The 20,909-nt window shown below is 33.7% G+C and carries 14 protein-coding genes, 1 tRNA gene and 1 other RNA gene; 6 read left to right on the top strand and 10 right to left on the bottom strand.

All coding sequences use genetic code 11. From position 1 onward, the window contains the following. Positions 1–54: 54 nt before the first annotated feature. The 4 genes from RGRSB_RS07325 to RGRSB_RS07315 all read right to left on the bottom strand — a co-directional run bounded on the left by RGRSB_RS07325 (position 55) and on the right by RGRSB_RS07315 (position 1,876). Positions 55–1,317 carry a glutamate-5-semialdehyde dehydrogenase gene (locus RGRSB_RS07325; RefSeq protein ID WP_119260477.1) on the bottom strand — a complete coding sequence of 421 codons (1,263 nt, stop codon included), beginning with the start codon at positions 1,315–1,317 and terminating at the stop codon, positions 55–57. Next, positions 1,308–1,697, bottom strand: coding sequence for a hypothetical protein (locus RGRSB_RS07320; protein WP_232014488.1), 390 nt, complete (start codon positions 1,695–1,697; stop codon positions 1,308–1,310). Before RGRSB_RS07320 ends, RGRSB_RS07325 begins: the two co-directional genes overlap by 10 nt. Positions 1,698–1,702: 5 nt before the next feature. After that, positions 1,703–1,834 (bottom strand): hypothetical protein, encoded by a 132-nt coding sequence (locus RGRSB_RS10770; protein ID WP_269460775.1) that lies wholly within the window; start codon positions 1,832–1,834, stop codon positions 1,703–1,705. Further along, positions 1,805–1,876, bottom strand: a tRNA-Gly gene (locus RGRSB_RS07315). Before RGRSB_RS07315 ends, RGRSB_RS10770 begins: the two co-directional genes overlap by 30 nt. Positions 1,877–2,368: 492 nt before the next feature. On the opposite strand from RGRSB_RS07315, the gene RGRSB_RS07310 reads away from it, so the two are divergent. Beyond that, positions 2,369–2,560 carry a hypothetical protein gene (locus RGRSB_RS07310; RefSeq protein WP_119260476.1) on the top strand — a complete coding sequence of 64 codons (192 nt, stop codon included), beginning with the start codon at positions 2,369–2,371 and terminating at the stop codon, positions 2,558–2,560. A gap of 198 nt (positions 2,561–2,758) precedes the next feature. Here the strand turns inward: RGRSB_RS07310 and RGRSB_RS07305 are convergent, their stop codons facing one another. Next, complete coding sequence (locus RGRSB_RS07305; protein WP_119261006.1) at positions 2,759–3,757, bottom strand: phosphoribulokinase; 999 nt, start codon at positions 3,755–3,757, stop codon at positions 2,759–2,761. Positions 3,758–4,900: 1,143 nt separating this feature from the next. Between RGRSB_RS07305 and RGRSB_RS07300 the strand changes: the two genes are divergently transcribed. Next, positions 4,901–5,284 carry a hypothetical protein gene (locus tag RGRSB_RS07300; RefSeq protein ID WP_145961891.1) on the top strand — a complete coding sequence of 128 codons (384 nt, stop codon included), beginning with the start codon at positions 4,901–4,903 and terminating at the stop codon, positions 5,282–5,284. 1,272 nt (positions 5,285–6,556) lie between these two features. Here RGRSB_RS07300 and cdf31 read toward each other — a convergent pair. The 5 genes from cdf31 to RGRSB_RS07275 form a co-directional block, all read right to left on the bottom strand. Next, a complete protein-coding gene (gene cdf31 / locus RGRSB_RS07295) occupies positions 6,557–7,480 on the bottom strand; it encodes a CDF family zinc efflux transporter Cdf31 (protein ID WP_119261005.1) in 924 nt (307 codons plus the stop codon). A gap of 544 nt (positions 7,481–8,024) precedes the next feature. Beyond that, positions 8,025–8,930 (bottom strand): N-acetylmuramic acid 6-phosphate etherase, encoded by a 906-nt coding sequence (gene murQ, locus RGRSB_RS07290; RefSeq protein WP_119260474.1) that lies wholly within the window; start codon positions 8,928–8,930, stop codon positions 8,025–8,027. Positions 8,931–8,938: 8 nt separating this feature from the next. Next, entirely contained in the window at positions 8,939–9,325 is a 387-nt protein-coding gene (locus tag RGRSB_RS07285; RefSeq protein WP_119260473.1) for a DUF3110 domain-containing protein, read from the bottom strand. Positions 9,326–12,021: 2,696 nt separating this feature from the next. After that, positions 12,022–14,649: a DNA mismatch repair protein MutS gene (gene mutS / locus RGRSB_RS07280; RefSeq protein WP_119260472.1), complete on the bottom strand. Its 2,628-nt coding sequence runs from the start codon at positions 14,647–14,649 to the stop codon at positions 12,022–12,024. Positions 14,650–14,760: 111 nt separating this feature from the next. Further along, positions 14,761–15,510: a TerC family protein gene (locus RGRSB_RS07275; RefSeq protein WP_119260471.1), complete on the bottom strand. Its 750-nt coding sequence runs from the start codon at positions 15,508–15,510 to the stop codon at positions 14,761–14,763. A 974-nt stretch (positions 15,511–16,484) separates the two neighbouring features. On the opposite strand from RGRSB_RS07275, the gene RGRSB_RS07265 reads away from it, so the two are divergent. The 4 genes from RGRSB_RS07265 to RGRSB_RS07250 all read left to right on the top strand — a co-directional run bounded on the left by RGRSB_RS07265 (position 16,485) and on the right by RGRSB_RS07250 (position 20,906). Further along, the gene (locus tag RGRSB_RS07265) at positions 16,485–17,129 is read left to right on the top strand and encodes a histidine phosphatase family protein (protein WP_119260469.1); all 645 of its coding nucleotides are present in this window, start codon (positions 16,485–16,487) and stop codon (positions 17,127–17,129) included. Positions 17,130–18,113: 984 nt separating this feature from the next. Next, positions 18,114–18,410: an Asp-tRNA(Asn)/Glu-tRNA(Gln) amidotransferase subunit GatC gene (gatC, locus tag RGRSB_RS07260; RefSeq protein ID WP_119260468.1), complete on the top strand. Its 297-nt coding sequence runs from the start codon at positions 18,114–18,116 to the stop codon at positions 18,408–18,410. 47 nt (positions 18,411–18,457) lie between these two features. Continuing rightward, positions 18,458–18,554: signal recognition particle sRNA small type (gene ffs, locus RGRSB_RS07255), an RNA gene on the top strand. 1,380 nt (positions 18,555–19,934) lie between these two features. Next, positions 19,935–20,906, top strand: a complete 972-nt coding sequence (locus RGRSB_RS07250; protein ID WP_119260467.1) for an ABC transporter ATP-binding protein — start codon at positions 19,935–19,937, stop codon at positions 20,904–20,906. The last annotated feature ends 3 nt before the right edge of the window (positions 20,907–20,909 follow it).

The raw sequence follows: 20,909 nt of genomic DNA, 5'->3' as shown, positions 1-20,909 counted from the left end.
ATGGTTCTCTTAGCGAAGATTAATATAATGGGAGAACCCCTCAATAATCTTTTTTTATAACTTCCCATTTCCTTGAACCACATGTTTAAGGGTTGTAAATGTTTCCAAAGAAATTAAACCTCTATGGTGTCCTTTTTGATTGGAGACTCCTAGAAATAGAGATTCTCCTTGCTTAGGATAACGAGAAAAACGAGGAGAGGCATTAATATAAACCAGGGCACTGTCAACTTCCATAGCAAATTGACGACTTTCTGGGTACGAATCTGTCACTAGACAATCGGCATGACCACTACTATATTGATTGATCCAGCCAATTCCTTCAGATAAGTCGTTAACTATCTTAAAGGCGATAATCCTATCAAGATAGGGATTTCCCCATTCCGACGATTTAACAGGAGTGAGATAATCAGAAAACTCTGCCGATAACTCTTCATCACCACGTAATTGAAATCCTTTGCCTCGTAGAGTGTTGAATAACCTTACTAGAATAGACGGATTGTGTAAGGGGCTAATTAAAACTTTTTCAATGGCATTAACAGGGTCAGGTTCACTGGCGTGGCTATCAAGAATCACCCATCGTACTAAATCTAAATCTACCGTAGGAGACCAATAAAGATAACAATTTCCCATCGCCGACCTAAGCACAGGAGCCGTCGCTAAGCGCGTCACCTGATCGACTAGACTAGGACGGCCATAGGGCATCACTAAACTAAGATACTGATCCTGGGTTACTAAATCTTGAATGGAAGCCCCCTCATCCCCTGAAAGAACTTCCAGACACCCCCTCGGTAATTTGACCTGCTCAAGGGCAACTTGGAGAATTTCAGCAATAACGGTATTGGAATGAGTAGATGAACCACAACCCCGTAAAATAAGACTGTTGCCTGTTTTTAGACAAAATCCAGCCGTAATTGCCCCCAATTCAGGAAAGGTTTCGTAAATTAAAGTTATGACTCCTAAGGGCATCAATTGACAATAAGTCTGGGATGCACTCAGGGGATAAGGTGCGTGAAAAACTCGTCGAATTGGGTCGGGGACTTCAGCTAAACGCTCTAAAATAGAGACTACTTGATTAAGTCGTTCAGGGGTCAATTTTAGCCAATCAATTAGAAGATCTGGAACTGCCATCTCCCTGCTCATTTCGAGATCAAGTGTATTAGCCTCCAAAATGTCATCAAAGGCTTGGTTTATTCCCTGAGCCATAGCACGGATGCCTTGGCTACGATGAATACTATCACTTGTTTCCAGGGCGAGAAAAGCATTGTAAGCCCGTTGAACAGATGTCAGAAGTACGTTAGGAGAGCTTTCTATTGCCATAGAGTTTGCATCAACGCCGATAGGCTAACAAAAAAATTATTGCCGATAACGTTACTAATAGTCCCATAAGAACAATCCAGATTACCATAACTCCAAGATCGCCAGTACAGGCAGCTCAACGACAACCGTTCAATAATTTGTTTATTTTCTTCAAAAACGAATATCTGCTGACATCGATCACGGACGAAAGATTTGGTAAGAACAATTGGAAAGAGAGGATATTGCTGCCGACATAGACAGGAATAATCATTGCTTAAATCAAGTTTCGTAAGCTTTTGAGGTCGCACGAGCGTCAGTTCAGTTGCTTCAAAATTTCCGCTATGTGTACATAGTACAGCCCCCAATTCTCGGACACTAACACTAAATCTCCGCTTAATCAACCCCTTTACTCCCCCTCTCCCTCAAGGCTATAGTTAATGACCGTCACCAATCTTAGAAGGCTAGCAGTCGTTGAGCTTTGTCTTGAATGTTTTTTCAGACTCCCCAAAGCGGGTAACGCGATTCGAACGCGCGACATTCACCTTGGCAAGGTGACGCTCTACCGCTGAGCTATACCCGCAACTTCCCCCGTCAGAACCTTATTGTTTCATAAACCTTAGCAAATTGTCAACTCTTTTGAACTGCCTTTACTAGGAGTAGGAGCAAGAATGTTGCATGCATCATGATTCTCGATGGTAATGTGCGCAAAGTGTGTTTTTATGTTTCTTACCTTAGAACTTTCTATAATTTTGTATTTGAGAATAGCTGATAAATTCTTGTTGAGACATTTTCTACGGTGGAGAAACCTTACCCAGTTGAACTCAACAAAAGACGATAGCCTGTTTAATAGTGGGTTAATTCCAAGCTACTAAACACCCTAACAACACTTCAGTCTACTGTCAGGTGGTCCAACTTTGAACAAACACTTGTGGAGGGGATCTTGGATGGAGTTCTCGGTCAACAATAGCTAATAATTTAACGAACCTAGTTGAGTGTAATTTAAGTGGTAATCCTATGCTGTTCACCCATGATAGTATCAAGATGTCGTAGTGATTGACTGGAGGTATTCCATATGGGAGTCTGGATGATAACGGTTTGTATTCTTTTTGCTCTCATTCAATTATTTCAGTGGTTTCAGGGGTTTATGCTTCCTTTTCCTCTTTATATTTTAGCTGGAGCCTTTTTGGCGATCGCTTCCAACTACGAAAAGGGACTGGGTGCATTGCTTAAACAGATTCATACCAGATCTGACTCTTCCCAGTAATATTAAATCAGATTATTAACACCGACTTAAATATCAGGAGGAGAGCTTGGTAAGAAAATCAACTCTAAAAGTTAATAAGAGAGAATAACAATTGGGCTTAAGACAAAAACTAAACTATCGGGCTGGACACTGTCTGCCTTCTGGACGCACGTCATTGTTTACGAGTGGTGCGCTGGGCTGTCTTTACATCAACTAAAACTATACCTGAATAGAAAACCCGGCAGCAGCGGTTATTTTTTCGTAAATTTCCCTTATTTTAAGTCCCACTAACACTTGGAACAAACCTGTTCCGTTGTTAGAACCAGGATAATCTTTATGGTGAAGTAACAATTCTGTCATTTCACCATAATAATTTGTCCCAGTTTTACTAAGATGGCTTTCGATATAAATCATTTCTTCGAGATTATCAAATTGACCATCTAATTCTAAGATGGAAACCTCATTTCCCATAAAATTATCGGGACCATAGTACATCTTAATACCTGGATAGGCACAAGTAAGTTTACGACCACAGGGTCGCCAGTCAATAGTAGATCCTTCATCAAATAAGTAAGCAGGTTCGAAATAAGCGATCCCTTCTTTTTCGATCAAACGTACCCGTAAAAGCTTACTTTCATGATCTTCAAGTAGTTGAGTCGGTAAGACCTGAATAACGATATCCGCGTATTGTTTCTGCGGATCAATATAAGCGTTAAAATCAGGTTTTCTAGCGTTAATCGAGGCTAGTACATCTTCATAGGTGTGACCCCGTTCAGCCATATCGCGCTGAATTTTCCAATTAATTTTAACTTCATTTCCAATATCAAGATAAACACTAAAGTCAATTAACTCACGAACTCGCTGGTCGTAGAGAGGATGTAACCCTTCAATGACAACCACTCTATTTGGTTCTATCCGTTCTGGTGGATCAATTATTCCAGTCTCATGATTGTAAATTGGTTTATCGATGCCTTTGCCTGACTTAAGAGTTTTAATTTGCTCATACATTAGGTCAAAGTTATTAGCCTTAGGGTTCAAGGCTGTTACTCCGGCTTTTTTTCTCCCTTGGCGATCAAGACTATGGTAGTCATCTAGACAGATAACTGTCATAAATTCTGTAGTAAATAAATCTGTTAAACGACGTAAAAAAGTTGATTTACCGCAACCGGAATCCCCAGCGACCCCGATAAGAACCACGCGATCTGGCTGAGTGGACATAGTTCCCCCTAAATGCAAAACACCAACTGTTAACTTGGCTTTTTTCCCATGTCATCTAAATGCTCCAAACGGTGAAGTTTCAACCTGTGAACTTCGGATCGATACCTTGGTTATTGATTAATATCAGCCAATATCCAAGGGATTGGTTCAATAGAAAAGATTAATCCCACAAAACCCCAACAGGTTCGAGTAAGTTAAGTATATGGTAATGAAATACCGAACATTAAATTTTGCGATTTTGACATTGGCCTCTAACCTAGACATCTGCTTGCTGTGTTAGAAGACATAACAAGTCTTGCGATCGAACGATAGGCTGCCCCTTTGTTCTAATAGCACAAACACGGTGTGATCAAAAATTGATATCTATTTAGCTTGGTTTTAGCTGTCTACTTGCCATATCAGGATGTATGAATTGTATCATAAGCAACTCCCTACCTTTCGTGTTGACATTGACTTTTGAAAACCTCCTAATTTCTTAGGAGAGAACTAAGTAAAGACTATAAATCCCACTAAAATCATATTCCTCTTTACAAAACAGATTCTTCCAAAAACTGTTTTTAATTTATTTAGAAAGAAATATCTAAATTAGAGTTAAATCTAATTTTTTAGTTAAAGTTAAAATAGCATGTTTAAAACTCACTAATTCTAAGGTTATATAATTATTACAGTATTAAATCACACAAGATATCTGTAGTACTTCTTCAATAGAAGACGAATTAAATAATATTGATTTGTTACGTAACTTGTTGTCTGAGATTCAACATTGTTTTTTGCTAAACAATTGAGATCTCCACTGAACTACACTAATGATCTTAATTAAGATTAAAAAGAAATTTACAAATATTTAAATTATTGTCGAATTATCAAAACTGATCACAGAGATTATAAGATAATATATAAGACATCAATGATGAAATCATTTAAATCGGTGACCTATAAAAATCTATAAATTTGCAAATCACCATCGTTGATATCAACTTAGTTAATATATGTTCATTGTTCTATTCGACACAATACAAGACAAAATTAGCCCTGCAATAACAGCAACAGTAATAAACTGGATAATTTTCTAAATTAGAGTCCCTAGGATTTTTTAGTTAAACGACAGGAATTATAGCGAAAATGTGCGGCTTGTATGGTTTCTTGGGAAGTTTGCCAGATGTTTTTCAAGAATTTTCTCAAGTCTATGGAAACTGCTTACTTTACCTTGCCTTAGAAGAACAGATTTTTAAAACAGATCATTATTCCTTAGAAAATCTTATAGTATTAGTCAATATATTAGTATATATGAAAGCTAATCCCAGAGATATAATCGAAATTCATCTTAAAAGATTAAAAGCAAAAAACAAAAATATTCTCCTAGTAAAAGCAGCAATTTATTCAATAGTGGTGATGCTAATTATTTTAGAATTAATTGGCTATTTAATTTTATTAAATCGAAAAGTTTTATTTGCCCTAAGTGGTATTAATATGTTTTCCAAACAAGCTTTATTTAAAAAAAATAATTACACATTTTTTAGATCATAAATTATTGAAAATATTCTAGATATTTAAAAAAAATCTAATTACCAATTCATTTTAATTTTATAACAAAAAGTTTGATCGATAATATAATATCTATATTTTTAGTTTTTTTTAAACTAAAAATATAGATGTGAAAAAACTATAGTTGCTTTCATCATAATCAAATAATTTTTTTTTAGTTAGAACTGATTGCAATCAATTTATTTAGAATCTAAAAAATTTCATTAAAGTTAGATATAATTCACTATTATTTAATGTAAATCTAATCTTAAGAACAAGTTACTTATTTTTAATAAACTTATATACTGAATAACTTTTTCTAAAATTCTGCCGGTGAAATCAAAAATAAATGAATTTAATAAACATCAAAGATATAAAATTAACTACTATTAATTAAGTAATTTACAAAAAACTTACGAGTCAAAAATACAAATATAATCGCATCAAAAAATAGAAATTATTATTTTATATTTTAATTTTATATCCGTTAGTTTACTACCTAAAAAATAAGTAATTTTAACCATAAAAATAGCTAAAGAGTCTAATACAGTTTATGCTTATTAATTTCTTATAAAAGTTATCAAACTAAAAAAAAATAGATTATTTTTGATTTTAAAGAACTTTCTAAAACTAGACTAAAAATATGCTGGAGTTTTATTGCAATATTTTTAAGTAAGAAAAAAAACAAAAATAGGATGATTTGTAAATATTTACACTAACCAGGAAAATAGCCAGTGGTAAGAAGAGAATCTAATCTAGAGGAGTTAATTGTCAGTGTTAAATCTACTCCTAGTAGATTTAACACAATAGCTTAAAAATTCAAAAAAATTGTCGATTTTCAACCATAAATTTTCTTCATTTTGCATTTCACTAGTTGATTTTACATAATCAGTTATGGAGAATTTATTCTCCTAATTACCTTTAAATTATTGAATGATCTTTAGCGCTTATATAAATCTTTTTGTACTTACCTATTCTATAAAAAAAAACTTCGGTATAAATTACACAGTTGCAATATTAATGTCTTTTTACTAAAAAGTAAATACTTAGATAGAGTATATAACGATATAAAGTTTAAAAACATGAATTTTTCTACTTTAGAAATAATAATAAATAGAAGTTTAAATGACATTACTCTAGGAATTACAGTGACTAAACAAATTAGTGATAGCGTTTTTGCAAGAACTGAGATATAGCTCAGTAATCTATATAGATTTTTCTATATAGAAATTCGTTCTACCGATAGGAAGTTTAATGTGTTTTGTTTTGCGCTTTCTAAGAAATTTCAGTCCCAAAACTAATTTTGGAAGACTGATAATCCGGGGGTTCTATATGAATCACCACTCGTACTGGACTAAAACGTTCTTCTAATCTCTCTTCTACTATCTCTGTAATGTAATGGGAACTTTCTACGTCTGGAGAATTTACCACCAAATGCATTTCAATAAATACTTGTCTTCCTAAAAGTCCCCGCGAAGCAATATCATGACAGTTAAGTACCCCAGGAACTCCCATCACAATCTCATGGATCGCTTCAGGAGCGATCACCATGACATCTACTAGCCAAGGTACATTGCTTCGCAGCACTTGCCAACCACTGATAAACACCAAAAAGGCGACGGGAAAAGCTAATATAGCGTCTAGCCACTGAAGTTGCGGTAAATTTAATTGTTTTGCTTGCCAAATTCCAATTAGTCCTCCTAGTACCATAATTGTCACCCAAATATCGCTCATGGTATGATAAGCGTCCGCCACTAAAATAGGACTGTTTAATCGTTTTCCCACACGACGTTCATAAAAAGCAACAAAAATGTTAACGCCTAAAACAATTAACAAAATCCATATTTGTGCTCCAGAGACTCTAACTTCTTGACCACCGTAATAGATTCTTTGGATTGTACCTTGAAGAATTTCAAAACAGGCAATGCCTAAAAAAGCTACAATTCCTAAGGTAGCTACTCCTTCATATTTCTGCCGTCCGTAAGGGTGATAGCGATTAGGTTTAGGAGAAGACAAACTATTGGCAATTAACCCCAAAATATTATTGGCACTATCCGTAATGCTATGAATGGCATCCGCCTGTAAACTTAACGAACCAGTCATAATGCCTACTGTAGCCTTTAACCCCACCACAAAAAGATTGAGAAACAGAGTGATGAGCAAGACCTGACGAACTTGAGAATAGTTATCTTGTACCACGGAGGTTAAATAAAGTCTCCAAGTCTTTGAGCCAGAGGTTTCTGACCTTTGTTCAGTTTTATTATACTGAGATTTTGCACTTCCTTGAAAACTAGCTAGAGAACGGAGACAATACTTCAACGAGCTCAGTAACCAAGCAAAAATTTACACATCTCCCTGTTAAACTCCGTTGTAATTGGTAATCTTTTAGAAAGATACTCGTATAACTTACTGCTTTTTACTAAGTTTTTTCCCTTCAAAGTTTTATAACACATCGGATTAATTATATCTGGACTAACGCTAACGCATTTTTAATGGATTTGCCTTTACGTTGTCTTGACACTTTAAAGATAAACTTTACATAAACGTTCTGAACAATCTTTATTATGCTTTTTTTTATTTTAAGTATATTTCTCTGAGTTCTTAACTAAATTTCGTGGTCTACAACCACTGAGAGTCACTAGGAACAAAACCACGATTGAAACAATTAAGAGACATAATAACTATTCAAAAATAAAACTCTGTATTTTGCTAATTAATCCTAAAATTTCGACTAACTTTGATTTTACATTTGGATTGCCTTTCTGAGGTTTCCTTGATGGTTATCTAATAACTGTTGTCCTTGTTGAGCATCTAGTGCTTTCCAGTGCATTAACAATGCTAATTTCACTTTTTTCCCACTACTTTCTAGTAAGATTTCTGCTTCTTCACGACTTAACTCTGTAAGATCTTCTAACATTTTGAGAGCACGATCATGAAGTTTTCGATTAGTCACTGAAACATCCACCATACGATTTCCGTAAACCTTTCCTAGGCGCACCATCACTCCTGTAGACAGAATATTTAGAGCCATCTTGGTGACTGTTCCAGCTTTCAGACGAGTAGAACCGGCTAAAACTTCTGGACCAGTAAGCAAGCGAATATCAACATCGGCTATTATAGGGACTTGTTTGGCAGGAACGCAAGTCACAACAATAGTGGTTGCGCCACACTTTTTGGCAGCTTCTAGCGCACCGTGAACAAAAGGGGTGGTTCCTCCGGCACTAATTCCTACAACCACATCTTTATCCACAATCTGGCGTTGGGTGATCGCAAAGGCTCCATCTTCTTTACGATCTTCGAGATTCTCTGAACTTCTCACCAAGGCAGCAGCTCCTCCGGCAATAATACCCTGTACTAAGTCAGGATGGGTACAAAATGTGGGGGGACATTCGGCCGCATCCAAGACCCCTAACCGTCCACTAGTTCCTGCTCCAACGTAGAATAATCGTCCTCCTCGACCTAAAGATTTTGCACTCACTTCAATGGCTTGAGCTAATTCCAGTCTTGCTTGAGCAATGGCTTTGAGAGTTTGAGCATCCTCTCGGTTAAACAGATCGACCAACTCTACGGAACTTAACTGGTCTAAATTACTACTATTAGAGTTAATCTGTTCAGTTAATAGATGGTCTCGTTTTTCTAAATAATCCATAGATTTTGTTATATTAACCCTTCTAGTTGACGACGAATGCGGTCCAGTTCGTCAGAAGACATATCATAAGTCGTTTCTGGCGGATTGTTTTTTTGGGGAATTTTTTCATTTTCCCAATCAGTGTCTACATTTGTTTCCGGAGGAATGGCTAACATTCCTTCTTTAATTAATTCATAATCATAATCTGCTTTTCGACAAAACTCTTCTACTTCTTCTGAGTCTAAAGATTCAATGGATGGGGACGGGAAATCTTGAGCTTCGAGTAGCAAGGCGTAGCGGGTAGCATCGTCTTCAAACTCAAACATCAAAACTTTGGTGCGATCACCCATTTGAACAGTGTGAATTCCTTCGTTTTCGGTGCGAGCATTGTACAGTAGAACATAAACTTTAGCCATACAAACTCCTCCTTTCTTCAATACATTAATGACAGGTTCAAGCCTGATTCTACAACAACTTAGTTCCTGTTGCCGACTCAATGTTAATTTATGGATTTAAACTGAGTTAATCTCGTTGAATACTTTGGTTCCAAGCTTACTGCTAAAGTTTGGTAAGTCGCACAAATATTAGTAGAATACAAAGCTGAATTGTTAGACAGTTAAGAGTTTATTTATTCTTGGACTAAATTTTAATTTTTTCTAATTATTAATATTTTTTTGCAAACTTTATTAAGTTAATTTCTATTGATTTTAGTTTTAAAAAATCGGTATATAAATTTTAGTATAAATTTTTATTTTCACCCATAGAATACCTATTCTAAAATAAGTTTTCTACGTTTACAGAGTTATTTGTTTAGAGAACATAATCAAAAAAAATAAACTCGATTGAAGAAATAATGGCTAGCTTATCTTATGTAGTTTCAATCACTTTATATAATTTTAGCTAAACTTTTAAAATTAAAAGTTTAGCTAAAATTAAAGTCTTATGGACTACACCATGAATTGTAATGACATACCAAAGAAACCCCACAAAAATTAATGATAGAAAACGTATTATTATTTCACTAAATATCGTCGTGCTTTAGCCATCAATACTGAAAATGATGTCATCTTCACCATTAACAAAAGAATTGTAAGTATTTTAATTAAATCCAAAGCTTTAACTTTACACTCAATAAATAGTGATATTTTTAGCTATAAATTAAAGTTTACCCACCAGATTAATAACATAACATCATCAAAAAATTAAAAATCAAGAGCTATATTTTTGATACTCATACTGTCTTTATATCACTTGATCAAAAGCAAGGACGTAACTTATTAGTCTTCTGCTAAGCAATCATTAAATTCAAAGAAAAAGAATTGTTAGATTCTAAAATTAATTTAGTTTTTTTATCCAGATCTTGGAATTAGTTGTTAACTTTAAATTTATTTAATTTACTTAAAAAAATTGATAAAGCTTTATTTTCTATGGGATGCTCCCGATAATAGTTTTGAACTTCTGATTCACAATCGTTTTGTCACTGTCATTGACCCATCAACTTTCCACATCTCGACTTTTGCTAAAAGGACGAGATGTGATGGTACATTCAATATCTTTTTCTTAATAGGTTTTCACATTTACCATCATTTCTCGAAATTTCCTCTTATCATTCCACTAAAAACTAATTGTATTACACAATTATCTGACAACAAGGCCAATACTTGGGATCAAAAATAACTGTCCTTGTACCTTCTTAGGTTATAGTCTGTAGTCTCTAAAAATTATCTAAGCCATGATTGGAAGTCAAAATATTAAATTAACGGTCAACTACTCAGGGGCAATGCTTACTGCGAATTTATTTTTATTGATATAGTTAACTTAATATCTTAGTTCTACTGAACCTCTTATGTAAATATAAAAAATATAAGGATAAAGTTTAATTGTTAGTATTAGCTTTATCAAAAGTTTTAGTTAAAAAATAAACACTACTACAGCAAGTTTTGTTTAACAAACAAAATATGTTAGACTAGAAATATTAACTTAACTTATGTTAGTAGCATAAAATATTTAATTGAGTCAAATATTTAAAATTGTAAATTTACATCAAAAAATAGACTGAACAGCAACTTGTATTTATTGTGGTTAAACCACCAGAAAACTACATCAAAATAATAAATTAACTATTAGTAATTTGTATTGAGCCGAGAACCACGTCTATTTCAATATTATTTTTCTTCGAATGAGACGTAATTAATATAAATTAAGTTCATATAAGAGTTAAGTGGACTATCTAATATATTTAGATAAGAAATTGTATATAAAAAATTTTAACTCTTGAAAAGATTGGTAGTTGATAAAATCGCCGTAATTAAAAGGTAAATAATTTATTATGTGGTGCCAGTTGTTTCATATAAAGAGGTTAGCGTATAAATTATAGAAACAAAAACATCTGAAAAAATAATAAAATAGCTAGAAGCTTGGTAAAAAAGGTTTTGCTAAAACTAAATAGATTAATCTATATACTATAAAAATTTACGCAAAAATTATCAGTCAATTAACACTTCATAGCGAAGTATCAGCAGATATTTTTTAAAAAATAAAATTGGTTAATATTCAATTAGCTTATCAAAAAATAATCCTTGCACGAGAGATCAACTAGGTAAAAACTATATTAAGTTAAAGCAAAGATAAATATTTTTTACTGAAATGTTCTTAATTTTAAGTAAAAAAACAAAATTAAAATTACATAAAATTTATAAAAAATTAACAATTTAAATTAAAATTTAGACTAATTATAGTGATACTTCTAATTAAGAATTAAGTATTACTATAATTAGTCGATTTACTATAAAAATAGTATTTATCATGCCAAAAAAATATAGACAATTAGTCCTTACTTTTATAAAAGTGATTGTATATTTTGATTGAGGAACGGCGAAAAGTGTCAACAGTAAATTTAGTTTTTTTTTAAAAAAGAACTTATAGACAGAGGAACTTTATCAAATTTTAACTTCGAAGGTTTTTAAATTGGCATTCCATTGATTAATTTTAGATTGTCAGTTGAGTATAATCAGTATTTTTCTGTCTTGTCCTAATCTAATAGATTTTACAAATTTTAGTTAGGGCAATAACTATTAAAAACTAAATATTTACTTTTGAAAAAAATAATTGTTTAATTAGTTGAGCCCGATTCTTCTATCTCTTTCAAAGAACCAAATTTACTGGTTCCTTGGCGTATTCCTAGAGTAATCTTACTATGTTTTTCAATCTGATTCATCATTTGTTTGGCCCGTTTAATGACTGAATTAGGTAATCCAGCTAATCTTCCTACTTCTATCCCATAGGATTTATCTGCGCCCCCTGGACGGACCTGATGTAAAAAAATAATTTCATGGGGTAATTCTTGTACTGTCACTTGATAATTAGCAACATTAGAAAGAATAAATGCTAATTCATTTAATTCATGGTAGTGAGTTGCAAAAATCGTTCTTCCTTGAATTTCTGTTGCCAAATATTCTGCTACCGCCCAAGCAATAGATAGTCCATCAAAAGTAGCTGTTCCTCGCCCAATTTCATCTAATAAAATCAAAGATTTAGCAGTTCCGTGATTTAAGATATTAGCGGTTTCATTCATCTCCACCATAAAGGTTGACTGTCCTGTAGCCAAATCATCCACTGCTCCTACACGAGTAAAAATACGATCACTAATTCCTAATTTTGCGGTTGTAGCTGGAACAAAACTTCCAGTTTGTGCCATTAATTGAATCAGTCCTACTTGTCTTAAATAACAGCTTTTGCCACTGGCATTAGGACCAGTTAAAACAATTAAATCAGGAGCATCATTATCTTGATTTTTGCCTATCAAGGTTGAATTAGGAACAAATACACCTGCTGCCAAAGATTGTTCAACAACTGGATGTCTTCCATCAATTATTTCTATTACCCTTCCTTTGTTGACTTCAGGACAACAATATCCTTGAGAAACTGCTACTTCTGCTAACCCTGATAAGACATCAATAGCTGCTACTTTCTTAGAAACATTGCGAATTTCTTGAGCTTTTTCAGCTACTTTTGAACGTAATTCTGTAAAAACTTTGTATTCTAATTTATTGAGCTCATCTTGTGCTGTCAAAATACGAGTCTCTCGTTCTTTTAATTCAGGAGTAATGTACCTTTCTTCATTAGTTAACGTTTGTTTACGAACGTAATTATCTGGAGCTAATTCTGCTTTACTACGAGGAAGACTAATATAGTAACCAAAAGTCTTATTGTAACCAACTTTTAGATTAGATACTCTGATTTTTTGTCTTTCTGTAACTTCTAAATTAGCTAACCATTGACGATCATCTTCAAGACGATGACGGACTGTATCTAAATCACTGTTAATCCCATCCCGAATTACGCCTCCATCTTTTAAATGAAGAGGAGGAGATTCGACTAAATGGTTAATAACATGTCTACCCAATTTTTCTAATTCAGGGGGAATTTTTTGTAAATTTTTTAAATAAGGAGAAGTTCCTTGAGAAGCTAATTCTACTAATTTGGTTAGCCGGACTAAAGACTCGGCTAATGACAATAAATCCCGAGCATTCGCCGTTTCCGAACCTACTCTACCGGTAATTCTTTCTAAATCATAAATACTGCGTAATAACTGACGTAAATCTTGGCGCAATGAAGGAGTTTCTACTAACTCTTTGACTGTATTTTGTCTAGCATTAATTTCTTTGATATTTAGCAAAGGTTCGATTAACCAACGACGTAACGCTCGGCCTCCCATGGCAGTACAAGTGCGATCCAAAGCCCATAATAAAGAACCATGAAAGGTTCCATCTCTTACAGTTTGGGTAATTTCGAGGTTACGACGGGTTTGATAGTCTAAAATAAGGAAATCAACCTGATTGTAAGTTCTTAGTGGTTGTAGTAAAATTTGATGTACTTTTTGGGTATCTTCGATATATTCTAATAGCCCCCCAGCAGCTCGAATTGCTAGAGGTAAATGTTCACATCCCATTCCTTCGAGAGAACGGATACCAAAGGTTATTAAAAGCTTGGATTTGGCTTTATCTAAAGTGAAGGGGGTTTGTGATTGCAAGGAATAACAAAAACAGTTTGGCAACCCATCAATTAGATGTTCTGATTGTTCTCCAGGACGCAGTAAACTATTAATATTAGGAGCATTACTAGGAACCAAAATTTCTGAGGGTTGTAGACGTAATAATTCTAAGTTTAGATTAGTTAATTCCTGTCCTTGAGTAGTGAAAAACTCCCCAGTTGAGATATCAGCATAGGAAAGTCCCCAATGTTTTTTCTCTACTACAACGGCAGCCAAAAAATTGTTTCGCTTGGCTTGTAGCATCCCATCATCTGTTAGGGTCCCGGGAGTAAGTAATTTGGTAACTTTTCTTTCCACCATACGCCCTTGAGCGACTGCTTGAGAAGAGTCTTCTACTTGGTCACAAATAGCCAAAGCATAGCCTTTTTCTATCAATAAGCGACTATATCTTTCTAAGGAATGGTGAGGAACTCCTGTCATGGCTACTCGACCGATTTCCTTTCCTCCATCTTTACTAGTTAACGCTAATTCTAATTCCTGGGAGACTATTACGGCATCCTGAAAAAAGCATTCAAAAAAATCTCCCACCCGATACACTAATAAAGCATTAGGATATTGACATTTAACCTTCACATAATGTTGATACATGGGGGTTAACTTCTGGAAGTCAAGATGACGATAACTAGTATGAGGAGATTTGCTTGTTCCAAGTTTTGATTGAGAATTAGGATCAGGAGAAATGGTCATAATTGAAACGGTTAGTCATCTAGTTCAGAGTTAGTATCTTAAAGTTTCGGAGTAAAACTTTGTTATTCCCTCGATATTCCTATTAAGTAGGATCAGTCATAAATCCCTTAACTATGAGGAAATTTTTTTACGCTCCTCGTGTTCCCTAATTTCCAGGTCTTCCATTGTAACTTTGTGAGCTTCTATTGTTTCAGAAGATCGTTTAGAAAATCCCCATAAAAATAACAGTGCTATAGTACTAATCATTAACCATTCAGGAGGGACAAAATCAGTGTTAATTACCCGTATTAAGAGTCTAACTCCAACTAACCCCACGGTAATAAAACCTGCATCTTCAAGATGAGTATATTCCTCTAACCAATGGATAAACAGTTCGGCTAAAAACCTTAGGGTAATTACCCCAACTGTTCCCCCTAAAAGAATTAACCAAAGATCGTCAGCAATAGCGATTGCAGTGGTGACACTATCAAGAGAAAACGCTAAATCTGTGATAGCAATTGAAGGAATCGCTTGCCATAACGATTGAGATTGTGAACTGTGATGATCTTCTTCTTTTTTCTGGAAAGTAAAATAATTGAACGTCAACCACAGCAAATATAATGCTCCTAATAGCTCAAATTGCCAGAAATTAATTACCCAAGTCGCTGTTAAAATTAGGGCCATTCGTAGAATATAAGCGAAAACCAAGCCTAAATTTAGAGCATATTTTCGTGATTTTAGATTTGGTAATCCTTGGGCAATAGCAGCCAAAGCAATAGCATTATCGGCAGATAAAACAGCCTCTAAAATAACGATAACTAAAAATATTAGAATAGTTTTGAAACTAAATATAAGGGAAGAATCGACGACCTGGTCTAGCATTAAAAAATATTGACTAATATTGAGATTATTCAATGAGGGTATAAGCACGAAATCGATCTGGAACCAAATCGATATTAATTTGATCCTTGTTTCATCATAAAGGATCTTCTCTCGGAAAAGTAAAGAGGAAAACTGAAAGGGGAAAGTGTAACAAGTCCAGCAGGGATTTAAACCTAGAATAGGTTTAGAAAATATGTCATAATAACTTAAAGGGTTTTAATGTGTTAGCAGTTTTGCTTAGTTTGTAGTACCAACCACTGTAGAAGTGGCTAGCACTCAGGGTTAAGGAGCGGTGAGATTGACTCTCAAAAACTAAATTAGAAGCATTGCAGTTGAGTTGGCTATGCCTAAAATTACCTTTCAATTCCAATCTTTAAACCTAGAATATATACTCTATATTTGAAAATATGTTAGGTCTGAAAGTAATTTCTCTTGGTACAGTAGCTGTGACTTTGTTCCGTCGAGATTGGGGCAAACCATCTTTTCTGGTAACTTAATTTTAGAAGCCGAGGTAAATCATTAAAAACTCAGATTTTTACTCATAGAGCAAAGCTTTTTGATTATTTATCCCTCATTAATTGCTTTGTAGTGTTATTAATTTCCTAATTAGAAGATATTCTCTTTGTGAATATTGGCTATGTCGCCCATAAGATACAGAAACAGTTTCTAAAGAAACTAGTGCGTACTATTTCAAACCATCAAATGGGGCTGCTATCGTCTGCTTCTATTCTGCTCTTTGCAATGTGTATCTCGAACAAAAAACTGGTTATGAATGTAATTGCTGAAAACCCACCAAAAACTATGAGGAAAACCTTAAAATTAATTTCCTCTAAAGCCGTGTTTGAAAATAGAAACGATAATAAAAGCTCTTTACCTAACGAATTAGATGTATTTACAAGTTTACAGTATTTTTTATAAGTTATAGGTCAATAAATTAGTAATTGGACAGAAGAACTAAGAGGTACTTAAAATTGATGAATTCTAATCAGACTGTTTGGATCGCTAGACATGGAAATCGTCTGGATTTTGTTAACCCTGAGTGGTTTGATACGGCTGAATATCCTTACGATCCTCCTCTCTCTGAAGACGGAATTATACAAGCTCAACAATTAGGAAAACGGCTACAATCAGAAAATATCGTCCATATTTTTGCCTCACCTTTTTTAAGAACTATTCAAACTGCCCATCAGGTAGCGGAAATTCTTGATCTTGAGATTAAACTAGAAGCGGGACTCGCGGAATGGTACAATCCAGAATGGATGAGTGAACATCCAACAATACATCCCCCCGACTATTTAAATAGAGAATATCCTCGGATCAATTGGCATTACTCCTCAAAATTTATCCCCCAATATCCCGAAACTGAAACTAAAGTAATGCAACGAACAGGGGAAATCGTTAAGCAATTAATTGCTGAATTCTCCGAGGACATCTTATTAGTCGGTCATGGGATATCAGTTTTAGGAACGACTTGGGGATTAGTAGCAGGAACCCCTAAAATTAGAGCTACTTTATGCTGTTTAGTTAAAGTCGTTTATAAAGATGATCGCTGGCAATTGAAATTAAATGGGGACACTTCCCATTTGAATAAAAAAGAAAGTAAAATCAGCTTTTTTTAAAAAAAAATTAAAGATAAAGTGGTATTGTTGTACTTTTTTCTAAAAGATAAAAATACACCGAATAAATTCGGTGATAAGTGAAAGACTTCCTAGAAGAAATAACCATTGCATGGGAAGTGTTATAGTAAACTCTGAGTTTTAAATGGAATGTGCCAGACATAGCGTTTATACTTGTTGCGTAAAACGCTCAACCCAATAATTTACATTAAATTAACTTAATACAATGACAACTAAATTAAACATTAATTATGAAGCCGTTATTAGAATAATGTTAATATGTTTTTTCTATAAACATCCTACAAGAAAATAGCTTATAAACTCAGAAAATACATGATTTAGTGTCATTAGTTTTGTAGAGCCTTCAGTTTCCTAAATCTTGTGGGTTCGATAGTCTTAAACACTCTTCCGTAAAAAAAGAAAAAAACCTAAGATAAATCTTTCTTGTCTTTTACATTTGTGTGTTAAGTCATAGTTATTTTAACTTAACCTAGATAATAATTTTAATCAATTGTGCATCATTTTAGCTGGCAATAACTTGCTCATATACTAAAATAGTTTTTGTATTCCAGTAGTTAACATTATTTAGTGGGATTAAGTTACAGGTCCCAATCGTTAATTTTTTGAGACTAAATACAACATCTAGAACTCAGCGTAATGATAATTTTGTTATTAGCAAAATTTATGTCAGCAATGGAGAGCAAGCCAAAGCTCTGAAATATCAGAAAAAATACGTTGCTCTAACCCTATGTATGTCCTCTACTTTAAATAATATCGCTGTTATTTACTACTGCTGAGAAGAAAAAGCTAAAGAAGAAGCAGAAGCTTTGTTTTATAAAGCGGCTAAATATTGTAAACAAGAGATCTGTTTAGCTGCCAAGAATTACACTGAAGCTCAAAATTGGTTTAGAATATCAGGACGTTCAGAAATGAACGTTGTTCTCCAATATTTACCTATTTAGTGTTCCCCATTTCTAGAAAAAATAAATGATTAATCGTCAACAAGTTCAAAAAATTGCCCATTTAGCGAGATTAGATATAACTCCCACAGAAGAAGAAGAATTTGCCCCTCAATTAAACAGCATTTTAGAATATTTTGATCAATTAAGCAAACTTGATACCGAAAATGTCCCCCCAACCACTAGGGCAATCGAATTGAGTAACATTACCCGTAGCGATATTTCAACTGTTTACAATGACCGCGAATCCCTTTTAAATGGAGCTCCCGAACAAGAAGGAGGATTCTTCCGAGTTCCTCAGATTTTGAAAAGTGATGAAGAATAATCCTTATAGAACTTTAAATTTCTAAGTTATATGTTATGCTAATAACTAACTCGGACCCATGCGATTGCGACGCCCAAATCTTGTCAGGACCGGAAGGTAGCAGCAATACGGGATGCTTGCAGTAGGCGTGGACTCCGGGCCTCTGCCATTCATGTGACAACACATTATCTTCATCGGTAGCAGATTGGTGTTATGGAAATAACTTAATTGTAGTTGTTAAATACTGCTGTGGTTAAGGCATTACGGTAAACCATAAATACTCTATTTACCATAAAGTTAATATGTCTCGTAGTATTTGTCTAAGTTAGATTGTATTTCATCAAACTAAAATTACAACTTTAAGAGCTAAGAGCATTAAGCTCTAGATTAGACAAAGTAACACAACAAGATTATCGATTATATTTTTTAACCAAGGACGACTAATCAACCTATACTAATGATAACCTAAGTAGGTAGATATCGATAAAAATTACAAACACAAATAATTTTCTATATATATTTGGAGTTGGGTTTATATCGCTATAATTTTCCTAAAAACAACTATTTTTAGGAAAATTATGTTTGACTGTCATAGCTAAGTTATCTTCGTTTTTAAACATTAAAATAGCAATTTTATAGGCTTTTTTTGAAAAAAACTTTTCTTATATTGTATTGTATTTCATTCTCAGATTATAAGTTAATATAAAACATAGATGTAATTCTTTTTTCTCCTATTATTTTAGTTTAGTTTCAACTTAACTATTTACATGTACTGAATTATTTTTAAGAAAAATCCCTGCATATATGCTTTTCCATTTGCCGTATTTTTCAACTTCATCTATTTATGTGAAACCTTTTCAATATGTTTCATATTTTCTTCGTTTCAGGTTTTTTCTCACACCTGTCAGAGAATCAAAAAAACAATAATTTTTTTGTTTTCTGAAAGACACTGTCTAAAAATTGTTTTTATTATTTTTTTATAAAAGGTTATCTAACCTACAATTTCTTTAATGTTCAATCCTCTCATATTAGATAGAAGATCAAAATTCTACTCTTGTTCTTTTTATGGATAAAAATTTTAGGTTATAAGTAAACTTTAGATAGTTCCTGATATATTAGTTAGATTAGTTAAGTTTTTAGGTTATTTATTATTTAGTAACTGCTTTTTATTAATTACTTATTAATTCTAGACTGAATTTAAATAAGTAATTTAAGTTATAGAAATTTGTCCTAATAAAAAAATCTTTATTATTAATAATAGCATTTTGAGCAACTAAATCATTATTCATTATTTAAATCAACTGTATTTGAGATATTTATAGTTTCAAGAATCAAAATATCCTATGATTTTCAGTATTTCCGGAAAACTAAACAGATTAATGATACTCTTAGAGGGGGAATATCCTTAGTGTGAAAATAAAACTTAGTTTTCCTTTAGTTGAGCAGTTATTACTTCAGTTGACAGTTTTTTCATAGAAGTTATCGTCTTTTTGATAGAATCTACGGCATAATCAATATTTGATGTGACTTTTTTATTTATTCACTATGATTGAAGTTGAACGCCTGAGTAAAATTTATGGTTCCACCGCCGCCATCCAGGATGTGAACTTCGCTGTAAAAACGGGAGAAATACTCGGTTTTCTGGGTCCGAATGGTGCGGGAAAAACTACCACCATGAGGATTCTATCAGGATATATTCCCGCTACCAGTGGAACTGCTAAAATTAGCGGCTATGATGTCCATGAACAGTCAATGGAAGTGAGACGGCGTATTGGCTATCTTCCCGAAAACCCTCCTTTATATCCTGATATAACAGTAGAAGGATTTTTAATGTTTGTAGCAAGAATCAAAGGAATAGCAGCTAAGGATTGCCTTTCAAGAGTCAAATGGTCGACGGAACGTTGTCAACTCGAAGATAAACGCAAAGTACTTATTCGTAAACTTTCTAAAGGGTATAAACAAAGGGTAGGAATCGCTCAAGCGATCGTTCATGATCCCCCAGCTATTATTTTAGACGAGCCCACTGTAGGACTTGATCCGAAACAAATTATTGAAGTTCGCCATCTAATCAAGAGTCTAGCCGGAGAACGTACTATTATTTTATCCACTCATATTCTACCTGAAGTTAGTATGACTTGTGATCGCGTAGCTATTATTAATAAAGGAAAAATAGTTGCCATTGATACCCCAAATAATTTAATGTCTCAATTAACCAAAGGCGGTGGGTATGAACTAGAAGTGTCAGGAGATATTTATAGCATAAAATCCTTATTAGAAGAGATTCAAGGTGTTTCTAACGTTACTATTAGAGATAAAGAAAACACGAGGAATGCTCAATCAAATCACTATCTAGTTCATTTAACAGCCGATTTAAATACAGAATCAGGACGAGATATTGCAACCTTAATTATTAACCAAGGGTTAGCCTTATACGAAATGCGTCGTACTCGTCCTACATTAGAGGATGTGTTTTTAAATTTACTTACCGAAGAATCAGAAGTAGTCAATGACCAATAAATT

Source organism: cyanobacterium endosymbiont of Rhopalodia gibberula (assembly GCF_003574135.1).
GTDB lineage: Bacteria > Cyanobacteriota > Cyanobacteriia > Cyanobacteriales > Microcystaceae > Rippkaea.
Note: the sequence above shows the minus strand (reverse complement) of the source record. Positions and strands in the feature narration are given on the sequence as shown.

Excerpts from the sequence above, each read along its gene's own strand:
- RGRSB_RS07325 (WP_119260477.1), bottom strand. The coding sequence starts at position 1,317 with ATGGCAATAGAAAGCTCTCCTAACGTACTTCTGACATCTGTTCAACGG.
- RGRSB_RS10770 (WP_269460775.1), bottom strand. The coding sequence starts at position 1,834 with ATGTCGCGCGTTCGAATCGCGTTACCCGCTTTGGGGAGTCTGAAAAAA.
- RGRSB_RS07310 (WP_119260476.1), top strand. The coding sequence starts at position 2,369 with ATGGGAGTCTGGATGATAACGGTTTGTATTCTTTTTGCTCTCATTCAA.
- RGRSB_RS07305 (WP_119261006.1), bottom strand. The coding sequence starts at position 3,757 with ATGTCCACTCAGCCAGATCGCGTGGTTCTTATCGGGGTCGCTGGGGAT.
- murQ (WP_119260474.1), bottom strand. The coding sequence starts at position 8,930 with ATGGATTATTTAGAAAAACGAGACCATCTATTAACTGAACAGATTAAC.
- RGRSB_RS07285 (WP_119260473.1), bottom strand. The coding sequence starts at position 9,325 with ATGGCTAAAGTTTATGTTCTACTGTACAATGCTCGCACCGAAAACGAA.
- mutS (WP_119260472.1), bottom strand. The coding sequence starts at position 14,649 with ATGACCATTTCTCCTGATCCTAATTCTCAATCAAAACTTGGAACAAGC.
- RGRSB_RS07275 (WP_119260471.1), bottom strand. The coding sequence starts at position 15,510 with ATGCTAGACCAGGTCGTCGATTCTTCCCTTATATTTAGTTTCAAAACT.
- RGRSB_RS07265 (WP_119260469.1), top strand. The coding sequence starts at position 16,485 with ATGAATTCTAATCAGACTGTTTGGATCGCTAGACATGGAAATCGTCTG.
- gatC (WP_119260468.1), top strand. The coding sequence starts at position 18,114 with ATGATTAATCGTCAACAAGTTCAAAAAATTGCCCATTTAGCGAGATTA.
- RGRSB_RS07250 (WP_119260467.1), top strand. The coding sequence starts at position 19,935 with ATGATTGAAGTTGAACGCCTGAGTAAAATTTATGGTTCCACCGCCGCC.